Source organism: Streptomyces sp. NPDC033966 (genome assembly GCF_055575955.1).
The window spans coordinates 248880-273278 of the sequence record NZ_JBVIRQ010000011.1 but is presented as its reverse complement, the minus strand read 5'-3'; the positions used below and the strand labels follow the sequence as shown (position 1 = coordinate 273278).

At 73.2% G+C, this 24399-nt stretch carries 22 protein-coding genes and 1 pseudogene; 8 read left to right on the top strand and 15 right to left on the bottom strand.

Annotation, left to right across the window (positions count from 1 at the left end):
* Nucleotides 1-120 precede the first annotated feature (120 nt).
* Entirely contained in the window at nucleotides 121-1017 is an 897-nt protein-coding gene (locus tag ACZ518_RS29170) for a hypothetical protein (protein ID WP_469115993.1), read from the bottom strand.
* 489 nt (nucleotides 1018-1506) lie between these two features.
* Between ACZ518_RS29170 and ACZ518_RS29165 the strand changes: the two genes are divergently transcribed.
* A complete protein-coding gene (locus ACZ518_RS29165; protein WP_469115992.1) occupies nucleotides 1507-1974 on the top strand; it encodes a hypothetical protein in 468 nt (155 codons plus the stop codon).
* 126 nt (nucleotides 1975-2100) lie between these two features.
* The gene (locus ACZ518_RS29160) at nucleotides 2101-2373 is read left to right on the top strand and encodes a hypothetical protein (RefSeq protein WP_469116011.1); all 273 of its coding nucleotides are present in this window, start codon (nucleotides 2101-2103) and stop codon (nucleotides 2371-2373) included.
* Here the strand turns inward: ACZ518_RS29160 and ACZ518_RS29155 are convergent.
* Nucleotides 2256-2498 (bottom strand): annotated as a pseudogene (locus tag ACZ518_RS29155) (DUF4265 domain-containing protein); the annotation flags it as partial. The gene ACZ518_RS29160 and the pseudogene ACZ518_RS29155 overlap by 118 nt on opposite strands.
* A gap of 161 nt (nucleotides 2499-2659) precedes the next feature.
* Here ACZ518_RS29155 and ACZ518_RS29150 point away from each other — a divergent pair.
* On the top strand, nucleotides 2660-2953 hold the full coding sequence (locus ACZ518_RS29150; protein ID WP_469115991.1) for a hypothetical protein: 294 nt from the start codon (nucleotides 2660-2662) through the stop codon (nucleotides 2951-2953).
* A 238-nt stretch (nucleotides 2954-3191) separates the two neighbouring features.
* Here the strand turns inward: ACZ518_RS29150 and ACZ518_RS29145 are convergent, their stop codons facing one another.
* Both ACZ518_RS29145 and ACZ518_RS29140 read right to left on the bottom strand, forming a co-directional pair.
* On the bottom strand, nucleotides 3192-4010 hold the full coding sequence (locus tag ACZ518_RS29145) for a hypothetical protein (protein WP_469115990.1): 819 nt from the start codon (nucleotides 4008-4010) through the stop codon (nucleotides 3192-3194).
* Nucleotides 4011-4015: 5 nt separating this feature from the next.
* Nucleotides 4016-4426 carry a hypothetical protein gene (locus ACZ518_RS29140; protein WP_469115989.1) on the bottom strand — a complete coding sequence of 137 codons (411 nt, stop codon included), beginning with the start codon at nucleotides 4424-4426 and terminating at the stop codon, nucleotides 4016-4018.
* Between the two features lie 93 nt (nucleotides 4427-4519).
* On the opposite strand from ACZ518_RS29140, the gene ACZ518_RS29135 reads away from it, so the two are divergent.
* On the top strand, nucleotides 4520-8923 hold the full coding sequence (locus ACZ518_RS29135; RefSeq protein WP_469115988.1) for a CHAT domain-containing protein: 4404 nt from the start codon (nucleotides 4520-4522) through the stop codon (nucleotides 8921-8923).
* A 67-nt stretch (nucleotides 8924-8990) separates the two neighbouring features.
* Here ACZ518_RS29135 and ACZ518_RS29130 read toward each other — a convergent pair whose 3' ends face one another.
* The 6 genes from ACZ518_RS29130 to ACZ518_RS29105 all read right to left on the bottom strand — a co-directional run bounded on the left by ACZ518_RS29130 (nucleotide 8991) and on the right by ACZ518_RS29105 (nucleotide 14207).
* On the bottom strand, nucleotides 8991-9290 hold the full coding sequence (locus tag ACZ518_RS29130; RefSeq protein WP_469115987.1) for a hypothetical protein: 300 nt from the start codon (nucleotides 9288-9290) through the stop codon (nucleotides 8991-8993).
* 194 nt (nucleotides 9291-9484) lie between these two features.
* Nucleotides 9485-10366, bottom strand: a complete 882-nt coding sequence (locus tag ACZ518_RS29125) for an alpha/beta fold hydrolase (protein WP_469115986.1) — start codon at nucleotides 10364-10366, stop codon at nucleotides 9485-9487.
* A complete protein-coding gene (locus ACZ518_RS29120) occupies nucleotides 10363-11127 on the bottom strand; it encodes an SAM-dependent methyltransferase (protein WP_469115985.1) in 765 nt (254 codons plus the stop codon). Before ACZ518_RS29120 ends, ACZ518_RS29125 begins: the two co-directional genes overlap by 4 nt.
* Nucleotides 11124-12359, bottom strand: a complete 1236-nt coding sequence (locus ACZ518_RS29115; protein WP_469115984.1) for a glycosyltransferase — start codon at nucleotides 12357-12359, stop codon at nucleotides 11124-11126. The genes ACZ518_RS29120 and ACZ518_RS29115 overlap by 4 nt, the downstream gene beginning before the upstream one ends.
* Nucleotides 12360-12458: 99 nt before the next feature.
* The gene (locus tag ACZ518_RS29110; protein WP_469115983.1) at nucleotides 12459-13460 is read right to left on the bottom strand and encodes a GNAT family N-acetyltransferase; all 1002 of its coding nucleotides are present in this window, start codon (nucleotides 13458-13460) and stop codon (nucleotides 12459-12461) included.
* 102 nt (nucleotides 13461-13562) lie between these two features.
* Nucleotides 13563-14207 carry a hemerythrin domain-containing protein gene (locus ACZ518_RS29105; RefSeq protein ID WP_469115982.1) on the bottom strand — a complete coding sequence of 215 codons (645 nt, stop codon included), beginning with the start codon at nucleotides 14205-14207 and terminating at the stop codon, nucleotides 13563-13565.
* A 164-nt stretch (nucleotides 14208-14371) separates the two neighbouring features.
* On the opposite strand from ACZ518_RS29105, the gene ACZ518_RS29100 reads away from it, so the two are divergent.
* Nucleotides 14372-15265: a LysR family transcriptional regulator gene (locus ACZ518_RS29100; RefSeq protein WP_469115981.1), complete on the top strand. Its 894-nt coding sequence runs from the start codon at nucleotides 14372-14374 to the stop codon at nucleotides 15263-15265.
* A gap of 99 nt (nucleotides 15266-15364) precedes the next feature.
* Here the strand turns inward: ACZ518_RS29100 and ACZ518_RS29095 are convergent, their stop codons facing one another.
* Together ACZ518_RS29095 and ACZ518_RS29090 are read right to left on the bottom strand one after the other, a co-directional pair.
* Entirely contained in the window at nucleotides 15365-15661 is a 297-nt protein-coding gene (locus tag ACZ518_RS29095) for a transcriptional regulator (protein ID WP_469115980.1), read from the bottom strand.
* Nucleotides 15661-16113 (bottom strand): hypothetical protein, encoded by a 453-nt coding sequence (locus ACZ518_RS29090; RefSeq protein WP_469115979.1) that lies wholly within the window; start codon nucleotides 16111-16113, stop codon nucleotides 15661-15663. Before ACZ518_RS29090 ends, ACZ518_RS29095 begins: the two co-directional genes overlap by 1 nt.
* 255 nt (nucleotides 16114-16368) lie before the next feature.
* Between ACZ518_RS29090 and ACZ518_RS29085 the strand changes: the two genes are divergently transcribed.
* Complete coding sequence (locus tag ACZ518_RS29085) at nucleotides 16369-18939, top strand: molybdopterin-dependent oxidoreductase (RefSeq protein WP_469115978.1); 2571 nt, start codon at nucleotides 16369-16371, stop codon at nucleotides 18937-18939.
* Entirely contained in the window at nucleotides 18936-19895 is a 960-nt protein-coding gene (locus tag ACZ518_RS29080; RefSeq protein ID WP_469115977.1) for an FAD binding domain-containing protein, read from the top strand. The genes ACZ518_RS29085 and ACZ518_RS29080 overlap by 4 nt, the downstream gene beginning before the upstream one ends.
* A gap of 3 nt (nucleotides 19896-19898) precedes the next feature.
* On the opposite strand, the gene ACZ518_RS29075 is transcribed toward ACZ518_RS29080, so the two are convergent.
* Nucleotides 19899-20846 carry a helix-turn-helix transcriptional regulator gene (locus tag ACZ518_RS29075; protein ID WP_469115976.1) on the bottom strand — a complete coding sequence of 316 codons (948 nt, stop codon included), beginning with the start codon at nucleotides 20844-20846 and terminating at the stop codon, nucleotides 19899-19901.
* Between the two features lie 99 nt (nucleotides 20847-20945).
* Here ACZ518_RS29075 and ACZ518_RS29070 point away from each other — a divergent pair, with 99 nt between their 5' ends.
* Nucleotides 20946-21632: a TIGR03086 family metal-binding protein gene (locus tag ACZ518_RS29070; RefSeq protein WP_469115975.1), complete on the top strand. Its 687-nt coding sequence runs from the start codon at nucleotides 20946-20948 to the stop codon at nucleotides 21630-21632.
* A 197-nt stretch (nucleotides 21633-21829) separates the two neighbouring features.
* On the opposite strand, the gene ACZ518_RS29065 is transcribed toward ACZ518_RS29070, so the two are convergent.
* Together ACZ518_RS29065 and ACZ518_RS29060 are read right to left on the bottom strand one after the other, a co-directional pair.
* Nucleotides 21830-22402, bottom strand: coding sequence for a snapalysin family zinc-dependent metalloprotease (locus ACZ518_RS29065; protein WP_469115974.1), 573 nt, complete (start codon nucleotides 22400-22402; stop codon nucleotides 21830-21832).
* A gap of 177 nt (nucleotides 22403-22579) precedes the next feature.
* A complete protein-coding gene (locus ACZ518_RS29060) occupies nucleotides 22580-24235 on the bottom strand; it encodes a purine-cytosine permease family protein (RefSeq protein ID WP_469115973.1) in 1656 nt (551 codons plus the stop codon).
* Nucleotides 24236-24399 lie beyond the last annotated feature (164 nt).

Genomic DNA, 24399 nt, shown 5'->3' with positions numbered 1-24399 from the left:
CCTCGATCACGGCGCGGTCGGGCGGTCGGGCGGTTGGGCGGTCGACCGCGCTACGGCACGCCCCTCAGGGGCGGGCGGCTCGTGCCGGCCCGCCCCTGGGTGATGCGTCCCGCGGACCGGTCAGACCTTGTTGTAGGTGCCGGTGTGCCAGAGGGCGCCGCCCTTGGTGGGGCCGCCGTCCTTCTTGTAGACGACGAAGTTGCCGTCGTCCTGGAGCAGGGCGTAGGCACCGGGGTTGTTCGCCGTGCCCGTCCGCCAGCGGGCCGTGGTGCGGCCTTCCTCGACGAGCGTCAGGTCCCCGCGGTCCTTGGGAGCCATCTGCAGGGTCACCCGGCGGCTGCCGCCGTACGTGGCGCTGCTCCAGATGGCCTTGCCGTCCCGCTTGCGGTAGATGACGAGGTTGTTGTCCTGCTGGAGGACCAGCCACACGGTCGCGGACTGGGCCCAGTTGCCCGTCCACCAGCCTTCGGCGGCCGTCGCGAACTCGGAGCAGAACCAGCCCTGCCGCTCCGTGCTGCGGGTGGACCACCGGGGGTTGGCGCTACGGCCCTCGACGAGGAACTCGCCCCCGAGGAGGGAGGCCCTGACGCTGCCCGTGCCCGGGCCGCTGCCGTACGTGTTCGAGTGCCAGAGGGCGCCGCCCTTGCCGTGGCCGCCGTCCTTCTTGTAGACGACGAAGTTGCCGTCCGCCTGCATGGTGGCGTACGCGCCGGGGTTCCCGTGCGTGTTGCTGGCCCACAGCGGCAACTTGTAACCGCCCGGGGTGCCGAGTGCGTAGAGCACCAGGTTGCCGTCGGGCTGCATGACCAGTTCGGTCGTGCTCACCTTGTCCACGAGGCGGGCCCCGGGGTCCAGGCGCTGGCCCGGGTTGAGCGTCGCGAGGACGCCGCTCTGCGGTCCGCGGCACTGGGCCGGGGCAGCCGCGGCGGGGGCGGCCGCGGCCGGGACCATGGCCGCCGCCGAGGCGGAGACGACGAGCAGGGACACGAAGGTTCTTCGGAGCGCGTGCGTGCGCATGGTGGTTCCCCCCTGGGAAGTGTGGGTCCGACCGGGCGGTCGTCGCCGGTCGTGCGAGGTCCCTTTCTACACCGTCCCTCAGCCCGTCGGCCGGGCGGCTGCCGGCAGCACGGTGTTGGGCCCGGGTGGTTGATTCAGGGCGTCGAGGCCGTCCGTGTCCACCTGGCCATCGGCGTGCTGATGGGACTCACCAGCTTCGCGCTGACCATGATGGCGTGCGACCTCGTCTTCCTGAGCGGAGCACTGGCCACCGCCCAGGTCAGCCCCACAAGCGGTGGGTTCGGAACGGCGTCAGGCGGCCGGGTTCGATCGGCCGCGCGTGTCCCGACTCCGGCCATGAGGGCGGACCGGCCGGGGCCCTCGGCCCCGGACACATCCGTCCAGGACTCCCCGCCACTCCCGCGCGTTGGGGTTGATCGTCGCGGACGTGGCCGGAGCACCGGTCATGGCGGATGGAACCGCTCCGCGGGCGGTGGCATCTGGTGGGGTATGGGTTTCGTGATCTTGTTCTTCGGGCTGCTCTTCCTGGTCGGCTGGGCCACGGCTCTCGCCGGGCTCGGGTACGCCGCCTCAGTGCTGTGGCGAAACCGAAGGCAGCGGTGGGCACGGGACGGCGGGCATCCCCTCGTTCGCCTGCTGCTCCCCGCCCCCGCGTACCTGCGCTTCGACAGGGCACTCGCCATGACGGCATTGCTGGCCGACCTGTGGCTGCTGTCGGGGGTCATAGTGCTCGGCGCGGACGGCATCTTCACCGAGGAGTGGATGGGATACCCCGGCATGATGGATCCCGGCGGACAGGGCTACCAGGCGGGCGCGGTGGATCTGCTGCGCACGACGGCCTGGTGGAGCGCCTCCGCCGCGGTCCTCACGCGATGCTGGACCACCACGGTCGTCCAGCTGTCCGTCCTGCCGTTGTCGGCGCTCTGGATCGCCTCGTTCGACACCTACTACAAGTGACCCCGCTCGACGTTCGACCACGACCACGACCACGACCACGACCACGACCACGGCGAAACGAGCCTCCGTACCCGTCGTACGGACAGCCCTCAGGATCGCCCGAGTAGCGTCACGACTGGACGACCTGTGGTTCTGCAGCACGATTCGGATGTGCCGGACCCTGACCCGGTCACCCAGTCGGTGCAGTCAACCGATCCCCGGCGTCGCCCTGGACCGCGTGCCCACGCACTGTCGTTCCTCCGCCGCTTCGGCCCGGAACAGATCCGCCTGCTCAAGCAGAACCTCGCCAAAAGAGCCTTGATCCCGGCGAAGTCCGTGCCCGCCGGCACGGTGAAGGCCACCATGGGGAAGTCCTCGCTGAAGACCTCGCCTCCGAGCCCGAACGCCGAAAGTCGCTGATGGACCGCCTGAGGGCTTCTGCCGAGGGGACCGGTGGGCACGGGCACGACACGGATCGTGCAGTTGCCGGAGGAACTGACCTGCCCGACAGCCCAGTGGAGCCCGTCGGAGCCGGTCTGGTACCGCCTGGGTGTCGACCAGCACGAGCCCCTCCAGCCCCGTGCCCCGAATGGCGGTCCCGGGAGTGCCCTGACCACGGAGTGGGAAGTCAGGAAGAGCGTCGAGGCACGGGGCGCGCAACCCGCGCGCCCCAGCCCCGAGGCACCTTGCCGACAGGAGCACGACCATGGCCATCATCGTCACCTTCTTCGTCCCCGGCGTCGGGCCGGAGCTCTACGACAGCTGCATCGAACGCCTCACCGACGGGAAGGGCTTCACCGACGTCTCGGACCTGCCCGTCCCCGGCCTCCTCTCGCACAGCTCGGGCCCGGCCGACGGCGGCTGGCGGGTCACCGACGTCTGGGAGTCCGCCGAGGCCTTCGAGGAGTTCGGCAAGGTGCTCGGCCCGATCCTCGCCGACCTCGGGTACGGCGACCTCCAACCCGAGATCAGCCCGGCCCACAACGTCGTCATCCGCTGAGTACCTGCCCCTCAGACCACGGTCGAGGCGGCGCATCCCCGGAGGAGAGCCCTCCGGGCCCCGTTCGCCACCGTGAACGGGGAAGACCTGCCACAACAGGCTCACCGACAGCATGACTTCCGTTCGGGGAACGGTCACCGTGACCGCTCCCCGAACGCATCCACGCGGCAGGCCCGTTCCCGGTATGCGCGCCCCCGGCCGCCGCCCCATGGACACCGGCTGTGCCGAACCGGACCCCTCACGGCTCAGGGGGCAAGGTCCCCTCGCCGTGCTGGAGGGCGAACACCGCCTCGGTGGTCCGGCACAGGCCCTCCACCGCGCGCCGCAGGCTTTGCCGGAAGGCCAGCCAGAGGATGACTCCCAGCAGGGCCGCGGGCCACCACCAGGCGCCGAGGAACGTGACCGCGATGCTCCAGGCGAGGCCCTCGCACGCCGTGTCGTAGCCCTCCCGGGCCTCGCTCAGCTCGGTGCGGCAGGTGTCGGGCACGGTGAGCAGCAGTCCGGTCCACGCGTCGCCCACCTCCCGTCCCGTCCGTGTCCTGATCTCCGCCTCGGCAGCCCGGAACCGGTCGCCGGACCAGGTGGGACAGCAGGGTCTGGCCGGCGCACCGCGGACCCGGCGCGCGTCCAGCCGGTCGGCGCGCAAGCCCCGTCCGGCGGCACGTGCCCGGACGGCCTCCCGCGCGATGTCCCCGGGGGGCGCCCAGCGCCGTACCCGCCACGCGGTCAGCCGTCGCCCCAGCGGCGCCAGCCACCAGGGCCAGGAACCGGATGCCAGCGCTCCGATCGCGCCCGCCGCGAAGGGCACCGCGAAGGCGGCTGCAAGCGCCGCCACGGCGACGAGGACGAGCACTGCGGCGCCGTCGGCCGTCGTACCCCGGCCCGACCGCAGCAGATCGGCGATCCGCTCCCGGGCGAGCCCGAGGTCGTTCCAGTCGCGGTGGCCGAGCTGACCGCAGCCCACGAGGGCGAGGGCAACGAACAGCCCGGCGGGCAGGAGGCGCCGCAGGAACCAGCGGTCGGGTATGCGCTTCTGCAGTTCTACGAGCAGTCCCACCGGCCTCAGTCACCCACCAGGCGCATCGGCTGCCCGGCCAGCACGCACGTCGGCGTCTGCGGCGGGGTCCGGTCCTGCGCCTGCGCCTGCGTCTGCTGCGGCGGCGTCTGCGGCGTCGGGGCCTCGCGCAGGTCCACCCGGGCGCAGCGGCCCGTGGGGCAGACCCACCCCACCGACCGCGGCGTCGGCCCGGACGGCCAGACGCCCACGCCCATCGTGGCCGACAACCCGAGCCCGCCGGGTATCCCGGCCGCCTCGGCGGCCTCGTGCAGTGCGCGGACGGCGGCGCGCCAGTCGTCGGCGGCGGGATCGCCGTCCCGGACGGCCGAGAACGGCGCCTCCCAGAGCTCCGGGCCGATCAGCTCGCGCAGCGCGTCCGTGTTGCGGCAAAGGTATTCGACGGCTTGCTCGTACACCCTGCGCGCCTTCGCCCCATCGCCCACCTGCGTCTCCCCAACTCCCCTGTGATCATTGTGCACTGACGGAAAATCAAACTACTGTAGTACGTGATGAACGCGCTCCGGGAACGAGTCGTCGCACGTCTGCTGGCAGCCCAGAACGCCCGTGATCCCGCGCTGCTGCGGGCGCCGGACGCAACGGACGACGCCGTCGCTCTGCTGCGCCTGTGCACTCCGTCGCCGGCTGAGGCCGTCGACCTCGACTCGGTCGCTGCCGTCTTCTGGACCTTCTGGTTTCGCCACGAGGGCGCCGAGGACCCCGACGCGCAGTGGAACATGCTGGTCGTGGGCGCCACCTTCGGCTTCCTGGAGCCGCGCGTCCCCGAACACGTCCGGCTGCCCGAGCCCCTGCGGGAGTCCTTCGACCCCGCAGACCCGGTCCACGACGCACGCTTCTCGTTTCTGGCGAGCGCGGCCCACAGCGAGCTGCTCAAGGCACCCGACGTGGCCGAGGCCGACCGGCGGGCCGCCCTGGACCGAGCGCTCGCCTGGTCCGGCACGGCTCGCGAGCTGCTCCCCCAGGACCACGAGGGCTACGTCGAGTTGCTCTTCCAGGCTCTCGATATCGAAGCGCTGCGGTTCCGGCTGACGGCGGATCCCGAGGCGCTCCTCACAGCGGCACGGCACGGCCGGGAGGTGTGCCTGAGGCTGCCCTCCGTCGCGCCCGGCCCCGCCGGCGCGGTGGGGGCCGAGGCGGCCGGACTCGCCTTCGGGGTCGTCCTGGAGGCGGCCCAGCTGCTCGGTGAGCCCCCGCTCGCCGAGGTCGAGGCGCTGGTGGCGGCGGCACCGGCCGGGGCGCTCACCCCGGAAGCGGCGGAGGGGCTGCGCTTCCTGCGCGAACTGGACGCCGAGCCCACCGCGTGGCCGGGTGAGCGGGACCTGCGCCTCGGAGCGGCCCTCGCCGACGCCGGGATACGGGAGCACGACGCGGGGCGCATCGCCTGCGCGGTACGCCGCCTGCGCGCGGCCCTCGCGGCCACACCGGCCGGCCATCCGGCGCACGTCGCGGCCATCACCTCCCTGGGGCGGGCACTCGAAGCCCTGGGCCGGGAGCGCGGCGACGGCGAGGCGGCGCGCGAGGCGGCCGAGCTGCTCGCCTCCGTCGGCGGGGCGGGCGCCCCCGGCGACGCCGACGCCGAGGTCCTCGCCCTGTACGGGCAACTGCGGGAGCTGGCGGACGGCGACGATCCGCAGAACGCCGGACGGGTGATCGCCGAGGTCGTCGACCGGCTGCGCGAGAGGGCCGTGCGCCGCGGCGCGCCATCGGACATCCAGCTGGAGACGCTCGCCGTCGTGGCTTCGATCGCCACCGGCGCCGGCGCCGTGTCCGACCAGCAGATCGCCCGGTACCGCGTCGCCCTGGCAGGAACGCCCTCCGACGGCCCGGACCGCTACGGCCACGTCGCCCTGCTGGCAGCCCTGGCGGGAGCCCGGGGCAGCGAGTTGCGGGAAACGGAGCCCTCCAGGGCGGCCCGGCTCGAAGCGGAGGCCCGCGCCCTGACCGAGGAGGTGGCGCAGACGGCCCCGGCCGGCCTTCCGGTGCTCGGCCTGCTGCTCAAGGGCAGGTACGAGATGGCGCTGCCGGTCGCCGCGGTGACGGTCGTCGGCGGCGGACCGGACGGCGCGACGGATCCGGAGACGGCCTTGCTGGTCTCGCGCCTGACCCGGGCGGCCGATGTCCGCCTCGACGACCCCGAGGACCTCGACTCGGACATCGCGCTGATCCGGGAACTGCTGGCGGACAGCGCCCAGGACGAGGACCCCACCTTCCGGGCACAACTGTCCGCGGTGCTCGGGACCGCGATCTACGCCCGTATCAGCTCGTCCGGAGACCCCGCCTCCCTCGACGAGGTCGTCGGGCTGCTGCGGGACGCCCGCTCGCACACGTCCGAGCTCCCCCCGGGGATGGACGAGATCCTCGCCCGTGCGCTCACGGCCCAGGCTTCCCTGACCCTCGACCCGGAAGCGGCTCGCGAGGGGGCGGTCCTGCTGGCCTCGTCGGCAGCCGAAGAGGAGCCGGGGGACGTCCTCCGGGCGGTCGTCTCGGCCGACACCCGCTTGCACAACGCGCTGCAGATCTTCCTCTCGGGCCACGAGCCGGCCCGGATCGGCCAGGCCCGTGAGATCGCGCAGGAGTTCAAGGAGCTCGCCCGGGCGGCGGCCGCGTCCGAGGCGGGGGCGCAGCTGCCGGACCTCGACGTGATGGGCGACGCCTACGAGGATCTGCTGGCCACCGTGGGGCCGGGCGGCGGTCCGAGGACCGGAATCACCGAGGAGCAGGTCGAAGGGTGCCGCCTGCGGTTCGCGGCGTGTCCGCCCGGCCACGGAATGCGGGTCTTCACCGGGATGACGCTCATGCGGGTACTGGCCCTGCGCGCCCTGCAGATCCGCGCCGCCGACCCGGAGGGGGCGGGGCTGCTCTTGGACGAGGCCGGTCGTGTGCTCGACGGGTTCGGGGCCGACGCACCCGCCGGATTGACCGAGCAGATACGCACCCTCGTCGCCCTGGTCGACGTCGTCGTCAAGGGGCGGCGCCTGCCTCCGGTCACGTCGGAGCAGGCATCCGCGCCCGCATCCGCGCCCGCGCCCGCAGCGACGAGTCCGGAGCCGGTGAAGCCTGGGCGCTTGTTCGACAGCCTGATGAAGGAGATCCAGGACCGCCTGGCGGGAATCGGTGACGCCACCGCGCCTCCCGACCCCGGGCTCCCGGCGTGGATCCGGGCGAGTTCGGAGATCGGGTCCGCGGCCGGCGCGCTGAGGCGGCCGCGGCCGCGGATCGACCTGGCCCTGTCCCATCTGGAGGCGGCCGTCGAGACCATGCCCGGCATCACCGACCGGGGCAGCGACCAGCAGTCGGCCGAGTTCGGGCTGGCATCGTTCGAAGGATCGATACGCAGGGTCGTGCAGTTGATCCTCATGGCGATCGAGCTCCGCGACGGACCAGCCCTGCTGAAGGGCCGGGTGAAGGCCCTGCGAGAGCTCCTCGCCGCGGCGGCGGAGCAGCGCCCACCGGAGGCACTGCCCGACATCGGCCCCGCCCTGCGCACGGTGGCCGGGCCCGACGTCGAGCGCGCCGCCGAACTGCTGGAGCGCGGCCGCGGCATCCTGCTGTCCCGGCGGATCGAGGCCCGCGCCGACCTCGGCGAACTCCGCTCCGCGCACCCGGGTCTGGCACGCGAGTTCGAGCGGCTGACCGACCTGCTCACCGCCGGAGCAGCCGACCCGGCCGCACCCACCGCGGGCCCGCCCGGCGACGCCGAGCGGGCCCGGCTCGCCGGGCTCCGGGCGTCACGCGCCCTGGACGAACTGGTCGTACGCATCCGCACCGAGCCGGGTTTCGAAGGCTTCCTGCGCCCGCCGACCGCCGGGCAACTGCGCGCCCTCGCGGCCGACGGCCCGATCATCGTGCTCAACCACGCGGCGGACGCATGCCACGCGCTCGTCGTGACAGCCCGGTCGATCACCGCACGGCACCTGGAAGCCGGGGCGGACGAGGTCGCCGAAGCGGCCCGGCAGCTGCGCGAGGCCGTCGACGCGATCAACGCGCAGGGCCCGTCCAGGCGTACCCCGGCGGAGCTCGTCGCCGCCGGGGCAGCGGTCCGGCGGACGTTCTCCTGGACCTGGCACAAGATCGTGCGCCCCGTACTCGACCTCGCGGGGGCCGGTGCGCCCGGGGCCGACGGGGCCTCGTTGCCGCGCGTCTGGTGGGTACCCACGGGCCCCTTCAACGCTCTGCCGCTGCACGCGGCGCAGTGCACGCAACCCGACTGCGAGGACGACGGCTGCGGCGCCGCGCTGGACACCGTGGTCTCCTCGTACGCGCCCGGGTTCCAGACCCTCGCGTACGCCCGTGCCCGGGCCGCGCAGCGCGACACCACCGGCGTCGGCGGCGCCCTGCTGGTCGCCTCCCCGGAAGACGATCTGCCCGGGGTCGCTGCGGCGGCCCGCTACGCGGCGGGGCTGCTCGGCGCGTCCGAGCCGCTGGTCGGCGCCGCCGCGACGCGCGAGACCGTACTGGCCGCGCTCGGCACCACGCCCTGGGCCCACTTCGGCTGCCACGCGGCGACCGACCCCGCGGAGCCGTCCGGTGCCCTGCTCCACCTGCCGAACGGCGAACCGCTGTCCGTCCTCGACATCTGCCGTGCACGGCCGCGTGCGGCGCGCCTCGCCTTCCTCACGGCATGCAGCACCGCACGCGCCTCCGAGCGGCTCGCCGACGAGGCCATCCACATCACCAGCGCCTTCCTGCTCGCCGGCTTCCCCACCGCGGTCGGCACGCTCTGGGAGATCGACAGCACGCACGCGGACCAGGTCACCCGGGGCTTCTACCGCCGCGCGGTGGCGGAGGGCGCCGACTCCCCCGCGCTGGCCCTGCACCACACCGTACGGGAGCTGCGGGAGCGGATTCCCGACCGGCCGCACGTCTGGGCGGCCTACGTCCACGCGGGTGCCTGAGTACCCGTGTCCGAGCCGCCGCGGGGCCCGCACGGCCGTCCTGCCGGGCGCGGCGCGCTGGGTCGCGTCACGTCCGCCACCGTCTGTCGACCTCCTCCGGCCGTTGGTGGCCGCATTCCACAGCGTTGCCCGCCCCATCCGTGACCTTGGCGAAGCAGTCCCCGTTCTCGACCCAGACATTGACGTTCTGAACCGAACGGTCCTTGTCATCCACCCAGTACACGACCGAGTAGGCCACATCATCGCCGCTGTAGTCGGAGCGGACCCGGAAGGTCTCACCCGGCTTCAGCCACCGGTCCTCCCCCAGCGGCTCCAGCCACATCGTCAGCCAGCCCTCGGAGTCGTTGTGTATGTCGATGACAGCCATGCGGCTCCCCCTCGTCGTTCTTCCTTCTCCGGCCAGGGAATTCTGATCGAGGGCGCGGCCCGGCACCAGCCCGTTCGGGCGGAGGGCCGCAGGCCGGCCCCGTCCGGCAGGTCCCGCGTCTGCCGCGGGCGCGGCGAGGCGTCTCCAGCGAGGCCGGGGTGCTCACATCGACGACGATCACGTTCGAGGCTCGCTCACGCCGGAGCGGACAGGTCCGGGACGGTGGCGAGTTCGCCCAGGACGCGGGCCGCCGGTGCCGGGGCGACCAGCCACTTCAGGTGGCTGCCCTCCAGGGTGCGGACGTCGTACGGGTTGTCCGGCGTCAGCTCGTCGCCCTCGCGGATCAGCCGGTCCTGGAGGGCGAGGGGCAGGCTCGTGTCGTCGGCCAGGCGGATGTACGTCTTGGGGATGCGGCCCCAGGTCGCGGCCTGTGCCCGGTCGGCGGGGCCGCCGGCGTCGAGGTTCTCGTCGGGCTGGAAGGTGTTCAGGAAGGTGAGGAACTGCTCTTCGGTGCCGTCGGCGAGGAAGGCCGCCTTGAGCGCCGCGAGCGCGTCCGGGTCCGCGGTGCGGAAGTTGACGCGGAGCAGGCCGAGTTCGCCGGGGTTTCCGGCCAGTGCCGAGGCGAAGGCGGCGGGGTCGACCGTGGCCATCTCCGGCTCGGCGTAGTAGGCACCCACGTCGAGGTGGACCGGGGCCCAGGCCGAGACGTAGACGAGGCGGTCGATCAGGTCCGGGCGGGCGTTGGCGGCGGCCGTGACCGTGATACCGCCGCGGCTGTGGGCGACGAGGATCACGGGGCCGTTCCGCTTGGCCCGTTCCAGGATCCCGATCAGGTGCGCGGTGTTGTCGGCGAGCGTGACGCCCTTGATCACACCGGGCGCGGTGGCGAGCCCGGCGGGGTCCTGCGGTGCCTGGTAGGCGGGGGTGAAGGTGGCCTGGAAGCCGTGGCCGGGCAGGTCGACGGCGACCGAGCGGTGTCCGAGGAGGCCGAGTTCCGCCTGGAGCGGCGCGAAGGAAAAGGAGTTGGCGAAGGCTCCGTGGACCAGGACGAACGTCGGTTGCATCTGTGTGCTCATTTTTCAGGTATTTCCTTTCCGGTTTTCATGGGGGTCTGGCGCAGGACGAGGCAGAGGAAGCCGAAGCTGTCCCGGTACCCGTGCAGCCACTGCGACCGCTGGGCGTCGGCCGCCTCCAGGACCTGGGCGGCGGCCGGATCGGCCGGATGGTCGATGGCCCATGCCGCCAGCGAGCCCCAGCAGGCCCACTCGTAGGCGTCCAGCTCACCTCGGGTGCTGACATGGCCGTGGACAGGGGTCCATCCGTCGGCGACGACGCGGTCCACCGTGGTCGCCAGGTCGTCGAGGTCCCCGAACAGCTCGACGGCCGTCGGCGAAGGGGCGCGGTCCCAGAACGACTCGCCGATCAGGACGCGGCCGCCGGGGGCCAGGTGCGTGCGGGCCGCCGCGAGGGTGGGGAGGAGGCCGCCGAAGGCGTGCGTGGCGCCGACGCTGATCACCAGGTCGAACGGCTGCGCGGAGAGGAAGTCCGCGGCTTCCTTCCGGTGGAGGACCAGGCGCTCGCCGACCCCTCGTTCGCTCGCGGCCCGGCGGGCCTGCGCCAGGGCGACTTCGGAGACGTCGACGCCCTCGGCGTGCAGGTGCGGGCGCGTAGCCAGGGCGCGCAGCAGCCATTCCGCCGTGCCGCAGCCGAGGTCGAGCACGCGCTCGTCTCCCCGGGGGAGGCCGTGTCCGAGCAGCCGGCTGACCGAGTCGTCGTCGAGCGGGGACTTTATCGGGTGGCCGGCGTGCGCGATGCCGGAGATCTGTTCGCGGTTCACAGGCTCACCGGCTCGGTCCGCGCCGTGTCGAGCAGCAGCTTCGCGGCCACTGACGTCCCGTCGGTGGCGACGGTGTCGGCGACGGCCTTCGCCCGTGCTGCGGTCTCCGGGGTCAGGGCGGTCCTGAGTGCGGCCGACAGGGACTCGAACGTCGGGACCGGGCCGTCGTGGGCCGCGCCGATGCCCAGTTCGGCGACCTGCGCGGCCCAGTGCGGCTGGTCCACGAACTGCGGTACCACGACCTGCGGTGCGCCGGCGCGGGCGGCCGTCGTCGTGGTGCCCGCGCCGCCGTGGTGGATGACCGCGGCCACCCGGGGGAACAGCGCCTGGTGGTTGACGTCGCCGACGGCGAAGCAGTCGTCCGCGTCGTCGACCAGGCCGAGGCCGGCCCAGCCCTGCGAGACGAGGACGCGCCGGCCCTGCGCGCGGACCGCCTCGACCGTGACCTTGGCGACGTCCGTCGCGGTGCGCATGGGCATGCTGCCGAAGCCCACGTACACCGGCGGCGTCCCGGCGTCCAGGAACTCCTCCAGGTCGGCCGGGAGCGGGCGCTCGTCGGGCAGGATCCACGCGCCGGTCTGGACGAGGTCGAGGTCGGTCAGCTCCTGCCACGGCCCCAGGACCGGGTCCGCCGCCAGCCACGGCCGGTCGCCGAAGACGTGGTCGCGGACGTTGTCCAGCGGCGGCAGCCCGATCTCCGCCCGGTGGGCGTTGAGCGGCGCGAGGTACAGGGCGTTGACCTTCTGGACGTCCAGGTCCCACAGGGCCCGGTTGTCGGTCGGGTCGATCCCGTCGGCGGGGATCCCCGGGCCCGGCCGGGGTGACGGGAGGTAGTTCGTCGACGGCATCTCGAACGGGTGGAAGCAGGCGTACACGTAGCGGATGCCCAGCTTCTCGGCCACCGACCGGGCGCCGGCCGGCATCAGTCCGGTCGCCACCAGCACGTCGCATCCCTCGGCCGCCTTGGCGACCGTGTCGAAGTGCCCTGCGACCAGCTCGGCCGCGAACCCGGTGGCGAAGCCGGGCGACGGCGGCGCGCCGGTCACCAGCGGGCGCACCGCGCGGCCGAACGGCACGTGCTCCACACCGACACCGGCCAGCAGCCGGGCGAACTCCTCGTCCGGGGGTGCGCACACCCGTACTTCCGCGCCGAGCTTCCGCAGCTGTGCCGCGAGGGCCGTCGGCGGCATGATGTCACCGCGTGACCCGTAGGCCATGATCAGCACGCGCATGTCGTCCTTCTCGTTCCTGTGCGTTCCGGCCTTGGCCGGCGATGGTGCGGGGCGGCTCCGGCTCGGGGCCGGACGTCGCCGGGAGTACGGGTGCGGGGATCAGGCTGAGGGCACGTCGAGCTGGAACTCGCGGGTGCGCCGGTAGGAGCGGAACCCGAGCCGGTGGTTGACGGCCAGCATGTGGACGTTGTCCTCGGCGTTGTCGGTTTCGATCTCGACGACGCCGGGGTACTCGGCCCGCAGCCGGCGCACCATGGCGGCCTTGAGCCACAGCCCGAGGCCGTGGCCGCGGTGCGCGGGCACGACGGCGGTGTCGTACTGCTGTGCCCGGGGCGGCACGCCCTGCGGCAGGAGGATCTCGGTGTATCCGGCCATGGCGCCGTCGTCGTGGACGGCGGCGAGGGTCAGCAGGGTGTCGCCGCGGTCGGCGACCACCTGGGCCATGGTCCGTACACGGTCGGCGTCCCAGTCCTCGGCGCCGTAGTCCATGTCCCCGACGGGCATGTCGTTCATGGCGTTCTTGGCGGCGGCGAAGGCGGCGGCGAGGTCGTCGGGCACCGTGCCGGTCCAGCCCGTCAGCCGGTAGCCGGGGTGCTCGGCCTCGGCGGTGTGGCGTACGACGTCCTCGTCCAACTCCTCCAGGCGCAGCAGGAGATGGTCGAGGGCCAGCACCTGGCGGAACTCCCGCTGTTCGCAGAAGGCCTGCCCCGGGCTGCCGGCCGCCGCTTCGACGATCAGGCTGCGCCGGTTCTCGGCGCGGCAGGCCGCCACGACCGCCGACAGCAGGAGGGAGCCGGTGCCCGTGCGCCGGTGCGCGGGATCGACGTGGAGTTCCAGTTCGGCCAGGTGGTCCCGCCCCGGGGAGGTGAAGAGCCGCAGGCCCGCGACTCCGGCCGGGCCGGCGTCCGGCCCGGTGGCCAGCCAGGTCAGGCGGTGGCTGTTCCGGGTGGGATGGGTGAGCTGGGCGTGGATCTGCCCGGGGCTGGGCGGCGGTACGTCCGGCAGGTCGTGGGCCATGGAAGCGGCGACGACCTGGTGCCAGGCGGCGGCGTCGTCGGCCGAGATGTCGTGGAGCGGGGTGAGGTGGATGTGCTTGGACAAGGGGATGACTACTCCAGGTTCTTCCGGGGGAACGTACGTCATGGTCGCGGACGTCGCGTGCGCGTGCCGTACGCACGGCTTCGGGGCGCGGCGGCGGGTGTGTCAGTGGGTCGGAGCAGTGCCAGGACTCCAGCGGTCCAGAGCGTCGTACGCCGGGGCCCACTCGGCGGCATGGGCGGCGCGAGCGGATGCCGGCAGGGGAGCGAGCAGCTTCTCCACCGTCGGCTCGTCGGCGCCGTCCAGGAGCCACGGCAGCAAGAGCGGCACGTCCGGGCCGAGCAACTGGAGCTGGACCCGGCCGAAGTGGCTCCCCTGCTCGGCCGTCAACACCCGCCGGATCAGCGGCAGGGCCTCGTCCTCTTCGTGCTTGAGGTGCCCGGCCAGGCCGGTGACCAGCGCGTCGGCCAGAACGCCCAACCGCAGCCGGTCGGCCTCGGGCTCGGCGAGCGCCGCGTCGATGGCCGCGACCAGCGGCTCGATGGCGGCGTGCTCGGCCTCGATCGCCTCCAGGAGAACCAGGTCCTTCGGGCGGCCGGCCAGCTGCCGGCGCAACGCCGGCCACAGCACCTCGTCCTCCGCCGTGTGGTGGGCGCGGAGAGCCTTCTTGAGCAGTGCCCATCCGGCAGTGGCCGGCAACTGCCGGGGGTCACGGTCCGCGCTGGTGGTCATCCGGTCCAGATGGGCCAGCTCCCGGCGCAGCGCGTCGTGCATCGCGTACGTCGCGGTGAGGTCGATGTCATCGCTCATGGCCGGTGTCGGCTCCAGGTCGTTGCGGCCGACTCGAGATCCGCAGTGGTGGGGCGGCAGTCTGCATGCCCTCAACCTTCGCGGGGGCCGCAATCGTGATCAAGGTAAACTTCCGCGCGGTTCGTTAACCACTGGGTTATCGGCTGAGGGAGGCTGGGGAGCCGGTGGAGCTGCGGGACATCGAGATATTCCTGGTGCTGGCGGAGGAGCTGCACTTCGGCCGGACGGCACGGCGGCTGCACGTCTCGCAGGCGCGCGTCAGCCAGGCCGTCAAGAAGCAGGAGCGGCGCATCGGCGCCGACCTGTTCACCCGCACCAGCCGCACGGTGTTCCTGACCGAGGTCGGCCGGCAGCTCCGCGACGACCTGCAGCCGGTCTACGCGGGCCTGCACGAATCGTTGGAGCGTGCCCGGCTGGCGGCCCGCGGCATCACGGCACAGCTCCGCGTCAGCCTCATGCCCTTCAACATGGGCGATCTGCACCCCTACTGGAAGGCGTTCCGAGCGCGCCACCCGCAGTGGGGACTTCAGGTCCGCCAGGCGACCTACACCGATGTGTTCGGACAGCTCCGCAGCGGCGCCATGGACGTCGTGGTCGTCTGGCTGCCGGTGGAAGAGCCGGACTTCACCGTCGGCCCGAGCCTGTGCACCGACTCCCGGATCCTCGCCGTGGCCGCCGACCACCGGCTCGCGTCACGGGACTCCGTGCCGCTGGAGCTGCTCGCCGAATTCCCGCACGGCACCGCCCTCGGCCTGCCGGCCTACTGGGAGGACAGCTACCTCCCCTTCTACACCCCGCGAGGCCGGACGATCGAGCGCATCGAGGCCGCGGCCTCGGACAACGCCGATGAGCTGATCAGCCACGTCGGCATGGGAGAGATCATCCACACCTTCCCGGGCCATGTCACCAGGTACTGGGGCATGTCCCACATCCGGTGGCTGCCCGTTCCCGAGATGGGGACCCTGACCTTCGCCCTGGTCTGGCGGACCGAAGCCGAGAACGACCTCATCCGCGCCCTGGCCGACACGGTGCGCGACCTCGGCGTCCACCACTTCTGACGCAACCCGCGGCGCGGGGAAGGGCGGTGACGAGCCCTGCCCGACACCGGCGTCGAGGTGAGCTGGGATCCCCCCTCAGGAGCCCTGGGCACGGACCGCTCAAGTGGCCCTCGCCGCCGCCACGATCCGCTCCAGCGCCGAGGCGTGCCGCTGGAACGCCTGCCGCCCGTGGGGGGTGAGGCGGAGGTGGGTGTGCCGGCCCGTGCGGCTGCGTGTCTTGCGGACCTCGACGTACCCGGTGTCCGTGAGCGCGGTGATCTGCTTGGACAGGGCCGAGTCGCTGGTGCCCACGGTGTCCCGGACGAAGCCGAACTCCACCCAGTCGGCCGGGGCCAGCAGCGCGACGATCGAGAGCCGTGCCGGAACGTGCAGGAACTCGTCGAAGTCGGGGTCCATCAGCCCTGGCCGTTCCTGCGGATCAGGTTCTCGACGGCCGGGCGGAGCGCGTACGAGGCGGCCACGGCCGTCAGCGCGGTGACAGCGGCGGCGAACGTGTGCCGTGCCGGCAGGCCGGTGAAGTACGCGGCGATCGCCACCGCCCAGAAGAACACGAGGAGCAGGACGCCGAAGGCCGCGTAGAACAAGGTCTCCGGGCCCGAGATCTTGCGGCGGACGGGAGCCCGGCGCCGGTGCACGAACCCCCCGCCCAGGGTCAGGGCGTTGCCCGTCAGGACCGCGGCGGTGCTCCAGGGGCCCGGCAGGTCGAATGACGAGCACACGGCGAACAGGCCCAGCACCGAAATGATCAGGTAGGGGCGGGAGTAGGCGTGACGCAGGTACTCGTCGAACGTCTGCTGCCGACGGTGGTGGATGGCGTTGAGGGCGGTCTGGGCATCGTAGGCAGTCATGTGCGGCATCCGTGATCGTGTGTTCGGTGAGTGCTTTCCCATTAGGAAAGTACCACCTGTTTTCCTGTAGGGAAAGAACATGGGCAGTGGGGCCCACGGCACTGAGCCCAAGTGAGCCGGTGAGCCGCTGGTCGAGATCCCCGCACCCCCCGCTCGCGCTCCGAACTGCGCCGGGCCCGTAAGCGGGATATCAAGGAGCGTGACGGTGAGCGTGAAAGCCGACGGTCGCCCCCTCACGGCTGAGGAGTACGTCTCGTGGAGTTCGAGGTCAATGGCGCCCGGCGCGTGGTGGACGTGGACGACGACCCGGCCGCCGTGGAGGTGGTGCGCGACCAGCTCGGGATGACCGGTACCAAGCTGGTCTGCGGGGGCGGGGTGTGCGGGGCGTGCACGATCCAGGTCGACGGTGATCCCCGGGTGTCCTGCGTGACGCCGGCCGTCCTGCTGGCCGGTCGGCGGGTGACGACGGTGGAGGGCCTGTCCGGCCACCCGGTGGCCCGTGCCTTCGCCGGCGGGGACGCCCTCCAGTGCGGCTACTGCACCCCGGGGTTCGTCGTCGAGGCGGCGGCGTTCTTCGAACGGTGGCGGGCGGCGCACGGACGCCTCCGCCCGGGGCGGGAGCGGATCTCCGAGGCGCTGGCGGGCCACCTGTGCCGGTGCGGCGCGTACGAGGCGATCATCGGCGCGGTGGCCGCCGCCTGCGCGGGCGACTACGACACGGCGCCGGCCGCCGGGCCGGAGCCCGCGGTCCCGCGCGTCGAGGCCCCGGAGAAGGTCGACGGGTCGGCCCGCTACACCACGGACCAGCGCCCCGGGGGACTGCTGCACGGGATGATCATCCGTTCCCCGCACGCGCACGCGCACGTGCGCTCCCTGGAGGCCGGAGACGTGCCGCTGGTGTCGCTGCTGCCTCCCGACGGTGTCGTGCGCTACGTCGGGCAGCCGGTGGCCGCGGTCGCCGCGCCGGACCGGGCCGGCGCGCTGGCGGCGGCCGCGCGGGTCCGGGTGGACTACGAGGTGCTGCCCGCGGCCCTGGACGCCCGGCAGGCCCGGGCGGGCGGGGGACCGCTCGTCTACGAGGACAAGGCGGCGCGCGATCGGGCTCCGGGATCGGGTGAGACCCCCCAGCTGGTGCCCCCGCGCTGGCGGGGCAACCTGCGGGGCCCGTCCGCCATGAGCAGGCGTCCCGCCACGGCCGTACGCCGCATCCTGGAGGCCCGCACCCGCAGCCCCGAGCGGCTGGTGGAGGCCGTGTTCACGACCGCCGCGCAGACGCACACCCCGCTGGAACCGCACGCCTGCCTGGCCCGGTGGGTGGACGGGACCCTCCATCTGGAGGTCTCCACGCAGTCGGTGAAGCAGGTGGCCGCGCTCGCCGCCGAGCGGTTCGGCGTGCCCGCCGACCGGGTGGTGGCGAAGGCCGTCCACGTGGGTGGTGGCTTCGGCTGCAAGATGGGTCTGACGTCCGACGTCGTCGCCGCCGCCGAGTTGGCCCGGCTGCACGACGCGCCCGTCCGGGTGGTGCTGGACAGGGACGAGGAGCTGGTCGACGGCGGGTACCGGCCCGGCACCCGGATCCGGCTGGCGATGGCCGCGGACGCCGACGGCGGGCTGAGCGCGCTGGCCATGGACGTCGACACCGACGGCGGGATCGCGGTCGGCGGCACCGTCGCCGCCCTGGCCCGGTTCGTGTACGGCAAGGCCCCGCGCCGGCTGCGCGACTTCGACACGGTCACCCACCGGCCCCCGGGCGCCCCGTTCCGCGGCCCGGGCGGACCCACGATGTGCTGGGCCCTGGAACAGGCCGTCGACGAGATGGCCCACCGGCTCGGGCAGGACCCGATCGCCCTGCGCCGGCGCTGGGACGGCAACCCCAGACGGCACGCCCTGTACGACTGGGCCGCCGCCCTGCCCGTCTGGTCGGGAACCCGCGGCGGCACCGGACGCTTCCGCAGGGGGGTCGGCGTCGCGGCGGCCAACTGGCTCTACTTCGTCGATCCCGTCACCGAGGTCGAACTCACCGTCGAGGACGGGGTCGTCGTCGCCCGTTGCGCGGTGCAGGACATGGGCACGGGATCGCGGACCGTGCTGCACCGGGCCGTCGCCGAGGGCCTCGGCGTTCCGGAGGCCCGGGTACGCGCGGAGGTCGGCCACAGCGACACCGTCCACGGCCCGACCTCCGGCGGCAGCCGTACGACGCCTTCCCTCGTGCCGGCCGCCGCGGACGCCGCCCGGCGACTGCGCGAGGCGCTCGGCGGCGGTGACGTCACCGCCCGCCTGGACACGGCGCACGGTCTACGGGTGACCGGCCGCCGCCCCCGCGACCGCCGGGGCTTCGTGACCCCCTTCGGCCTCACCATGGGCGGCGTGGCGATCGGCCGTGGCTTCACCGGATCGGTGCAGGTCGCCGAGGTCGAGGTGGACACGCGCCTCGGCCGGATCCGTCCGCTGCGGGTGTGGAGCGGCATCGCCGCGGGACGTATCCACGAAGAGCGGTTGGCCCGCAGCCAGTGCGAGGGCGCCGTCGTCCAGGGCATCGGTTACGCCCTGTACGAGGAACGGCGCACCGACCCGGTCACCGGCCGGGTGCTGACGGAGAACCTGGAGGACTACCGCATTCCCGGTATCGGCGACACCCCCGAGATCACCGTCCACTTCCACCAGGAGGGCTTCGACCACGTCCCCGGCGGCGGTGTCGGTCTCGGCGAGATCGCGACCCTGCCCACCGCGGCGTGCCTGGCCAACGCGGTCCACGACGCGACGGGCCGGCGCCCGTACGACATGCCCATCCGGCCCGACCGGATCCTGGAAGGACCGGTCGCATGAGCAACGAGTCCGTCCTGGCCGACCTTTCGGCCGCCGTCCTGGCGCGTGGCGGGGAGCTGCGCGCCGGCGGGACCGACACCACCGCCCGGCAGCGCACCGGCATCTCCCCCGGACCGTTCACCGACCTCGGCGGTGCCGGTGAGATGCACGGCATCACGCCGCTGCCCGGGGGCGGGCTGCGGATCGGCGCCCTGACCACCCTCGCCGCGCTGGCCGCCGACCCGCGCGTGCGCGCCGGCTGGCCGGCGCTGGCGCCGGCGGCCGGGACCGCGGCCACCCCGCAGATCCGCGCCGCCGGAACGCTGGGGGGCAACCTCCTCCAGCGCAACCGCTGCTGGTACTACCGCAATCCGCACGTCGGCTGCTTCCAGAAGGGCGGGACCGACTGCCCCGCGCGCCAGGGCGACCACCATTTCGGGGTGGTGTGCGGCGACGGCCCCTGCGTCACCCCGCACCCGTCCACCCTGGCGGTGGCCCTGCTCACCTATGACGCGCAGGCCGAGGTCCACGGCGAATCCCCGCGCGACGTGGCCGCGCTGTACGGGGACGGCGACGGCCTCTTCCGCACCGACCACCTGCTCGCCCCGGGGCAGATCCTCACGGCGGTCCGCCTGCCCGCCCCGTGGCCCGGCGAACGCGCCGGCTACCACCGGGCCATCAGCCGGGCCCATGCCGAGTGGCCCCTGATCGAGGCCTCGGTACGACTGGTGCTCGACGGCACCACGGTCACGCACGCCGCCGTCGCGGCGGGCGGGGTGGCGCGCGTACCGCTGCGGCTGCCGGAGGTGGAGACCTCCCTGATCGGCCGGGACGCCCGGCCCGAGGTCCTCGCCGCGGCTGCCGCGACGGTGCTCGCCCGTTGCAGGCCCCTGCCGCAGACCGGCTACAAGACCACGCTGTTCCGGGACACGGTCCTCGAAGCCCTGGAACGGGCCGCCGCGCCCGCGGGCGACTGACGGTTACTCCCCCGCGTACATCCCCGTGAGTTCGGCGCCGATCCGGGCCAGCCACTGCCGTACCTCCGGCGGCTCCAGCACCTCGACCCGCGCACCCAGCCCGGCCAGATGCCCCGCCAGGGCCTTGGCGGCCGGGCCGTCGACCCACACCTCGGTCCAGCCGTCGGGCAGCGGACCGCCGACGCGCACGCGGCCGCCCAGGAAGCGTTGCAGCAGGGCCAGCGTGTCGGGGCGGACGCGGGCCCGGGCGGTCACCGCGTGCATGCCGTCCTGGAAGGCTCCGGAGAGCGCCCGCCACGCCGTGGCGAGGTCGAAGTCGGGCGGCCGTACCACCGGTTCGCCGGTCGGCTCGACGGAGGTGACCCGGCTGAGCCGGAAGGTGCGCAGGCCCTTCTCCGTACCGGCGACGAGGTAGTCCACCCCGGCCTTGGCCACGAGCCCGAGGGGGTCGACGGTACGCTCGCCGGCCGGTTTGCCGACGCCCGCGTACCCGAGGCGGACCCGGATCCCGTCAACGACCGCTGCCTGGAGCGCGGAGCGGTGGGCGGCATCGGCGGTGACGGCGTTGCGGGACCAGTCCGTGGCGTCGACGACCCCTGCGCGGGTCGCGGCCTCGGCCTGCGCGCGCAGGGGCGGCGGCAGGGCCCGGACCAGCTTGCGCAGGGTGGTGCGCAGCTCGGGGGTGGCCGACAGGGGGCCGGTGACGAGGAACAACGCCCGGATCTCGTCGGCGGTCAGCCCGGTGAGGTTCGTACGGGCCCCGCCGACGAGGGACCAGCCGCCGCCGCGGCCGCGCTGCGAGTAGACGGGGATGCCGGAGGCGGCCAGGGCCTCCAGGTCCCGGCGCGCGGTGCGCTCGGACACCTCCAGTTCGGCGGCCACTTCGGGGACGGTGACGCGTCCGCGCTCCTGGAGGAAGAGCAGGGTCGCCACCAACCGGTCGGCTCTCACGTGCCTCGTTCCTCCTGCGTGGTCGGCGTCTCGTCGTCCCTTCCATTCTCCTCGGAAAACTGGCCAGAAGGTGGCCACTTCTGCTTCCAGGATGAATGCATGAACAAGACCGAGCAGCTCATCGAGACCCCGTTCGACTCCACCGGTGCCGGTGCCGGTGCCGGTGCCGTCGCCTCCTCCCCCTCCTCCCCCTCCTCCTCCCCCTCGTCCACTTCCTCCTTCGATCCGCGGGCCGACCTCGCCGCCGCCGTCGAGCTGGCGGGCCGTACGCTGGCCGCCGTCCGGCCCGAGCAGTACGACGCCCCGACCCCTTGCGAGGAGTTCGACGTCCGGCGGCTGTCGAGCCACCTCGTCGCCGTCGTGCGCCGGATCTCGGTGATCGGGCGCGGTGAGGATCCGTTCAGCGTCCCGTCCTTCGCCGACGAGATCGCCGACGGCGCGTGGGCGGCGGCCTGGGAGCCGGGCGCCCGCGAGGTCGCGGAGGTGTGGGCGGATCCGGCGATCCTCGGCCGGCAGCTGCACCTGCCGATGGGCGTCCTGCCGGGCGCGGCCGCCGCAGCCGTCTACACCCACGAACTCACGGTGCACACGTGGGACCTGGCGAAGGCGACCGGACAGGACCCGGACTGGGACCCGGCCCTCATCGAACGGGTGATCGGCGTCGTCCGTCGGGCGCTGCCGGCCGAGAACCGCGGCGGGCGGATCCCCTTCGCCGAAGTGGTGGCCGTGGACCCCGGAGCCCGGGCCATCGACCGTCTGGTGGCCTGGGCCGGACGCCGACCCTGAGAAACCCGGTGCGGGGGGATGACGAGGGGGACCGGCGGCCGGGGGCGGCGTCCGCCGCGGTCGCCGCCCCCGCGCGCCGCCCGGAACAGGACGAGGTGCATCCCGATGAAGGCGCGGCCCGTTGACCGGCACGGCCGCCCTCCGGGAGTTCCGCCCCGGCCGGGCCCCCGCGCCGGCCCAGCCGCCGGCCCTGCCGGTCAGGGGGCGTCGATGAGGACCCGGCCGTCGGTCGGTACGGTTGCCGCGAGCCCGTTCGCGTACGCGTTCTGCACGCGGGAGCGCTCGGTCGCGTCGGGAACGGCGTTGGTGCAGGCCGTCCCCGCGCTGGACCCTGACATCAGCTGGGAGCACGGCCCCGGCTTGGTGTCCGGGAGGCCCAGGCTGTGGCCCAGCTCGTGCGCGGCGATGCGCGTCTTGTCGTACCCCTGGCTCACGGCCTGCGCGCCGAGTTCGACCCGCACCTGGCGCCCGGGACGGACCGGGCCGAGGGTGGCCTGCGGCCAGCCGGTGGTGGCCACGATGACTATCTCGGCCCGCACTCCGGGCGCGGCCTCCACCAGCCGTACGTTACCGACGTTCGCGTTCCAGGAAGCGACCCCGGCCGCGACGGCCGCTTCCCAGCCGCCGGCCCGGCTGTCGTCGTAACGGAGCGTCACTATCGCTGCGCCGGCGTCCGGTAGGGGCGCGGGTGCCGCAGTCGCGGCGGTTGCCGCCACGAGGACCAGCGCGGCGGCGGAGGTGCCGGCTTTCAGCCAGGTGCCCAGAGACATGGTCGTCTGCCTTCATGTGTGGGGGACCCGGCCCCTCGGCGGAGCCGGGGCGCTGGAGACGCCGCCACCGCCCGCCTGTGGCCCAGACGTTCGGACAGCCGCGCCTCCCGAGCCCCAAGAAGGTAGCCCCGCAGCCGCCAATTTGCCATGCACCTGCCATGATCCGAAAGAGACGGCCTAGGCGGCGGCCGGCAGGACGTGGGCGCCGGTCCTGTCGGTGCTCAGGCACAGCGAGCAGACGACCGCGTCGTGCGCGACACAGGCCGTGACGTCGGGGCGCTCGTACGACTGCCGGCAGACGTGGCACTCGAAGGTGACCGCGCTCGGGTTGCCGTCGGCGTCCAGCAGGGGCTCGGCGATGCCGTCGTCGGTGCGGCGCAGGTAGTGGCGACCCTTGGTGACCACCGCCATCAGCGGGGTGAGCACGAACGCGATGACGGCCGCCGCCACGGGCGAGTACGGCTGGAGGCCGCCGCCGAGGAGGCCGAAGTACATGGCGATCGACAGGCCGGAGGCGGCGGCGAAGGACACGACACCGACCGGATTGACCGCGTGGAGCATGCCCCGGCGGAATTCCGGCTGGAGCGGGGACAGCTTCAGCACGTACTTGTTGATGCCGATGTCGGTGGCCACGGTGACCACCCAGGCGATCGCGCAGTTCGAGTAGAAGCCCAGGACGCCGCCCAGGAAGCTGAACATGTCGGCCTCCATCAGGGCGAGTGCGAAGGCCAGGTTGACCAGGACGAAGACCATGCGGCCGGGATAGTGCCCGGTGACGCGGGTGAAGGAGTTCGTCCAGGCCAGCGAGCCGGAGTACGCGTTCGTCACGTTGATCTTGATCTGGCTGATGACCACCAGGACCACGGCCAGCGGGATGACCATCCAGGAGGGCATCATCGCCTCGAAGGCCCCCCGGAACTGCCGGATGGGCTCGGGCGCTGCGGCCGGTCCGACCCGGGCGATGACGTGGACGGCGAGGAAGACGCCGATGGCCTGCTTGAGCGCGCCGAGCACCACCCAGCCGGGGCCGGCCATGACCACGGCGGTCCACCAGGCGCGCTTGTTCGCCTCGGTCTTGGGCGGCATGAAGCGCAGGTAGTCGATCTGCTCGCCGATCTGTGCGATCAGGGACAGGCACACACCCGCCCCGAGCATGACGGAGGCGGTGTTGACGGCGCCGTCTCCGTCCGTGCCGGCGTAGGCGAGGAAGCGGTCGACGGAGCCGGGGTCGTCGGCGATCAGGTAGACCAGCGGAGCGACCATGAGCAGCAGCCAGAGCGGGGTGGTCCACACCTGGAGCTTGCTGAGCGCCTTCATGCCGTAGACGACCAGCGGGATCACCATGAGGGTGGAGACGGCGTAGCCCAGCCACAGGGGCAGTCCGAGGCCGAGACGGAGGCCCTGGGCCATGATCGCGCCTTCGAGGGCGAAGAAGATGAAGGTGAAGCTGGCGAAGATGACGCCGGTGAGGACCGAGCCGTAGTAGCCGAAGCCGGAGCCGCGGGTGATGAGGTCGAGGTCGAGGTTGTAGCGCGCCCCGTAGTAGGCCAGGGGGAAGCCGGTGACGAAGATGACGACCGCGGCGACGGCGATGGCGATGAGGGCGTTGCCCGTGCCGTGGGCCAGGCCGATGCCGGCGCCGATGGAGAAGTCGGCCATGTAGGCGATTCCGCCGAGGGCCGTGGTGGCCACGACCATGGGGGTCCAGCGGCGGTAGCCGCGTGGTGCGAAACGGAGGGTGTAGTCCTCCAGCGTCTCCTTGACCGCCTGACCCGGGGCCGCGGCCGCCTCCGTCGTGCCGGCGGTGGTCCGTCGTGACTCGGTGGTGCTCATGCGACGCCTCCCGGTGGGGCTGGGTGCAGGTGCTGCGGTGGAGTGCGGTGCCCCATGTGGCGCCTTTGCCCGAACGGGGTGACGTACCGTCATCGATGAGTGCCGACCGCCCTGTTCGCGGCCGTGACCCTCGGCCGGTCACGCTAGGAAGCGGTTGTTACCCC

Excerpts from the sequence above, each read along its gene's own strand:
- ACZ518_RS29170 (WP_469115993.1), bottom strand. The coding sequence starts at position 1,017 with ATGCGCACGCACGCGCTCCGAAGAACCTTCGTGTCCCTGCTCGTCGTC.
- ACZ518_RS29165 (WP_469115992.1), top strand. The coding sequence starts at position 1,507 with ATGGGTTTCGTGATCTTGTTCTTCGGGCTGCTCTTCCTGGTCGGCTGG.
- ACZ518_RS29150 (WP_469115991.1), top strand. The coding sequence starts at position 2,660 with ATGGCCATCATCGTCACCTTCTTCGTCCCCGGCGTCGGGCCGGAGCTC.
- ACZ518_RS29135 (WP_469115988.1), top strand. The coding sequence starts at position 4,520 with ATGAACGCGCTCCGGGAACGAGTCGTCGCACGTCTGCTGGCAGCCCAG.
- ACZ518_RS29130 (WP_469115987.1), bottom strand. The coding sequence starts at position 9,290 with ATGGCTGTCATCGACATACACAACGACTCCGAGGGCTGGCTGACGATG.
- ACZ518_RS29125 (WP_469115986.1), bottom strand. The coding sequence starts at position 10,366 with ATGAGCACACAGATGCAACCGACGTTCGTCCTGGTCCACGGAGCCTTC.
- ACZ518_RS29115 (WP_469115984.1), bottom strand. The coding sequence starts at position 12,359 with ATGCGCGTGCTGATCATGGCCTACGGGTCACGCGGTGACATCATGCCG.
- ACZ518_RS29105 (WP_469115982.1), bottom strand. The coding sequence starts at position 14,207 with ATGAGCGATGACATCGACCTCACCGCGACGTACGCGATGCACGACGCG.
- ACZ518_RS29095 (WP_469115980.1), bottom strand. The coding sequence starts at position 15,661 with ATGGACCCCGACTTCGACGAGTTCCTGCACGTTCCGGCACGGCTCTCG.
- ACZ518_RS29090 (WP_469115979.1), bottom strand. The coding sequence starts at position 16,113 with ATGACTGCCTACGATGCCCAGACCGCCCTCAACGCCATCCACCACCGT.
- ACZ518_RS29080 (WP_469115977.1), top strand. The coding sequence starts at position 18,936 with ATGAGCAACGAGTCCGTCCTGGCCGACCTTTCGGCCGCCGTCCTGGCG.
- ACZ518_RS29070 (WP_469115975.1), top strand. The coding sequence starts at position 20,946 with ATGAACAAGACCGAGCAGCTCATCGAGACCCCGTTCGACTCCACCGGT.
- ACZ518_RS29065 (WP_469115974.1), bottom strand. The coding sequence starts at position 22,402 with ATGTCTCTGGGCACCTGGCTGAAAGCCGGCACCTCCGCCGCCGCGCTG.
- ACZ518_RS29060 (WP_469115973.1), bottom strand. The coding sequence starts at position 24,235 with ATGAGCACCACCGAGTCACGACGGACCACCGCCGGCACGACGGAGGCG.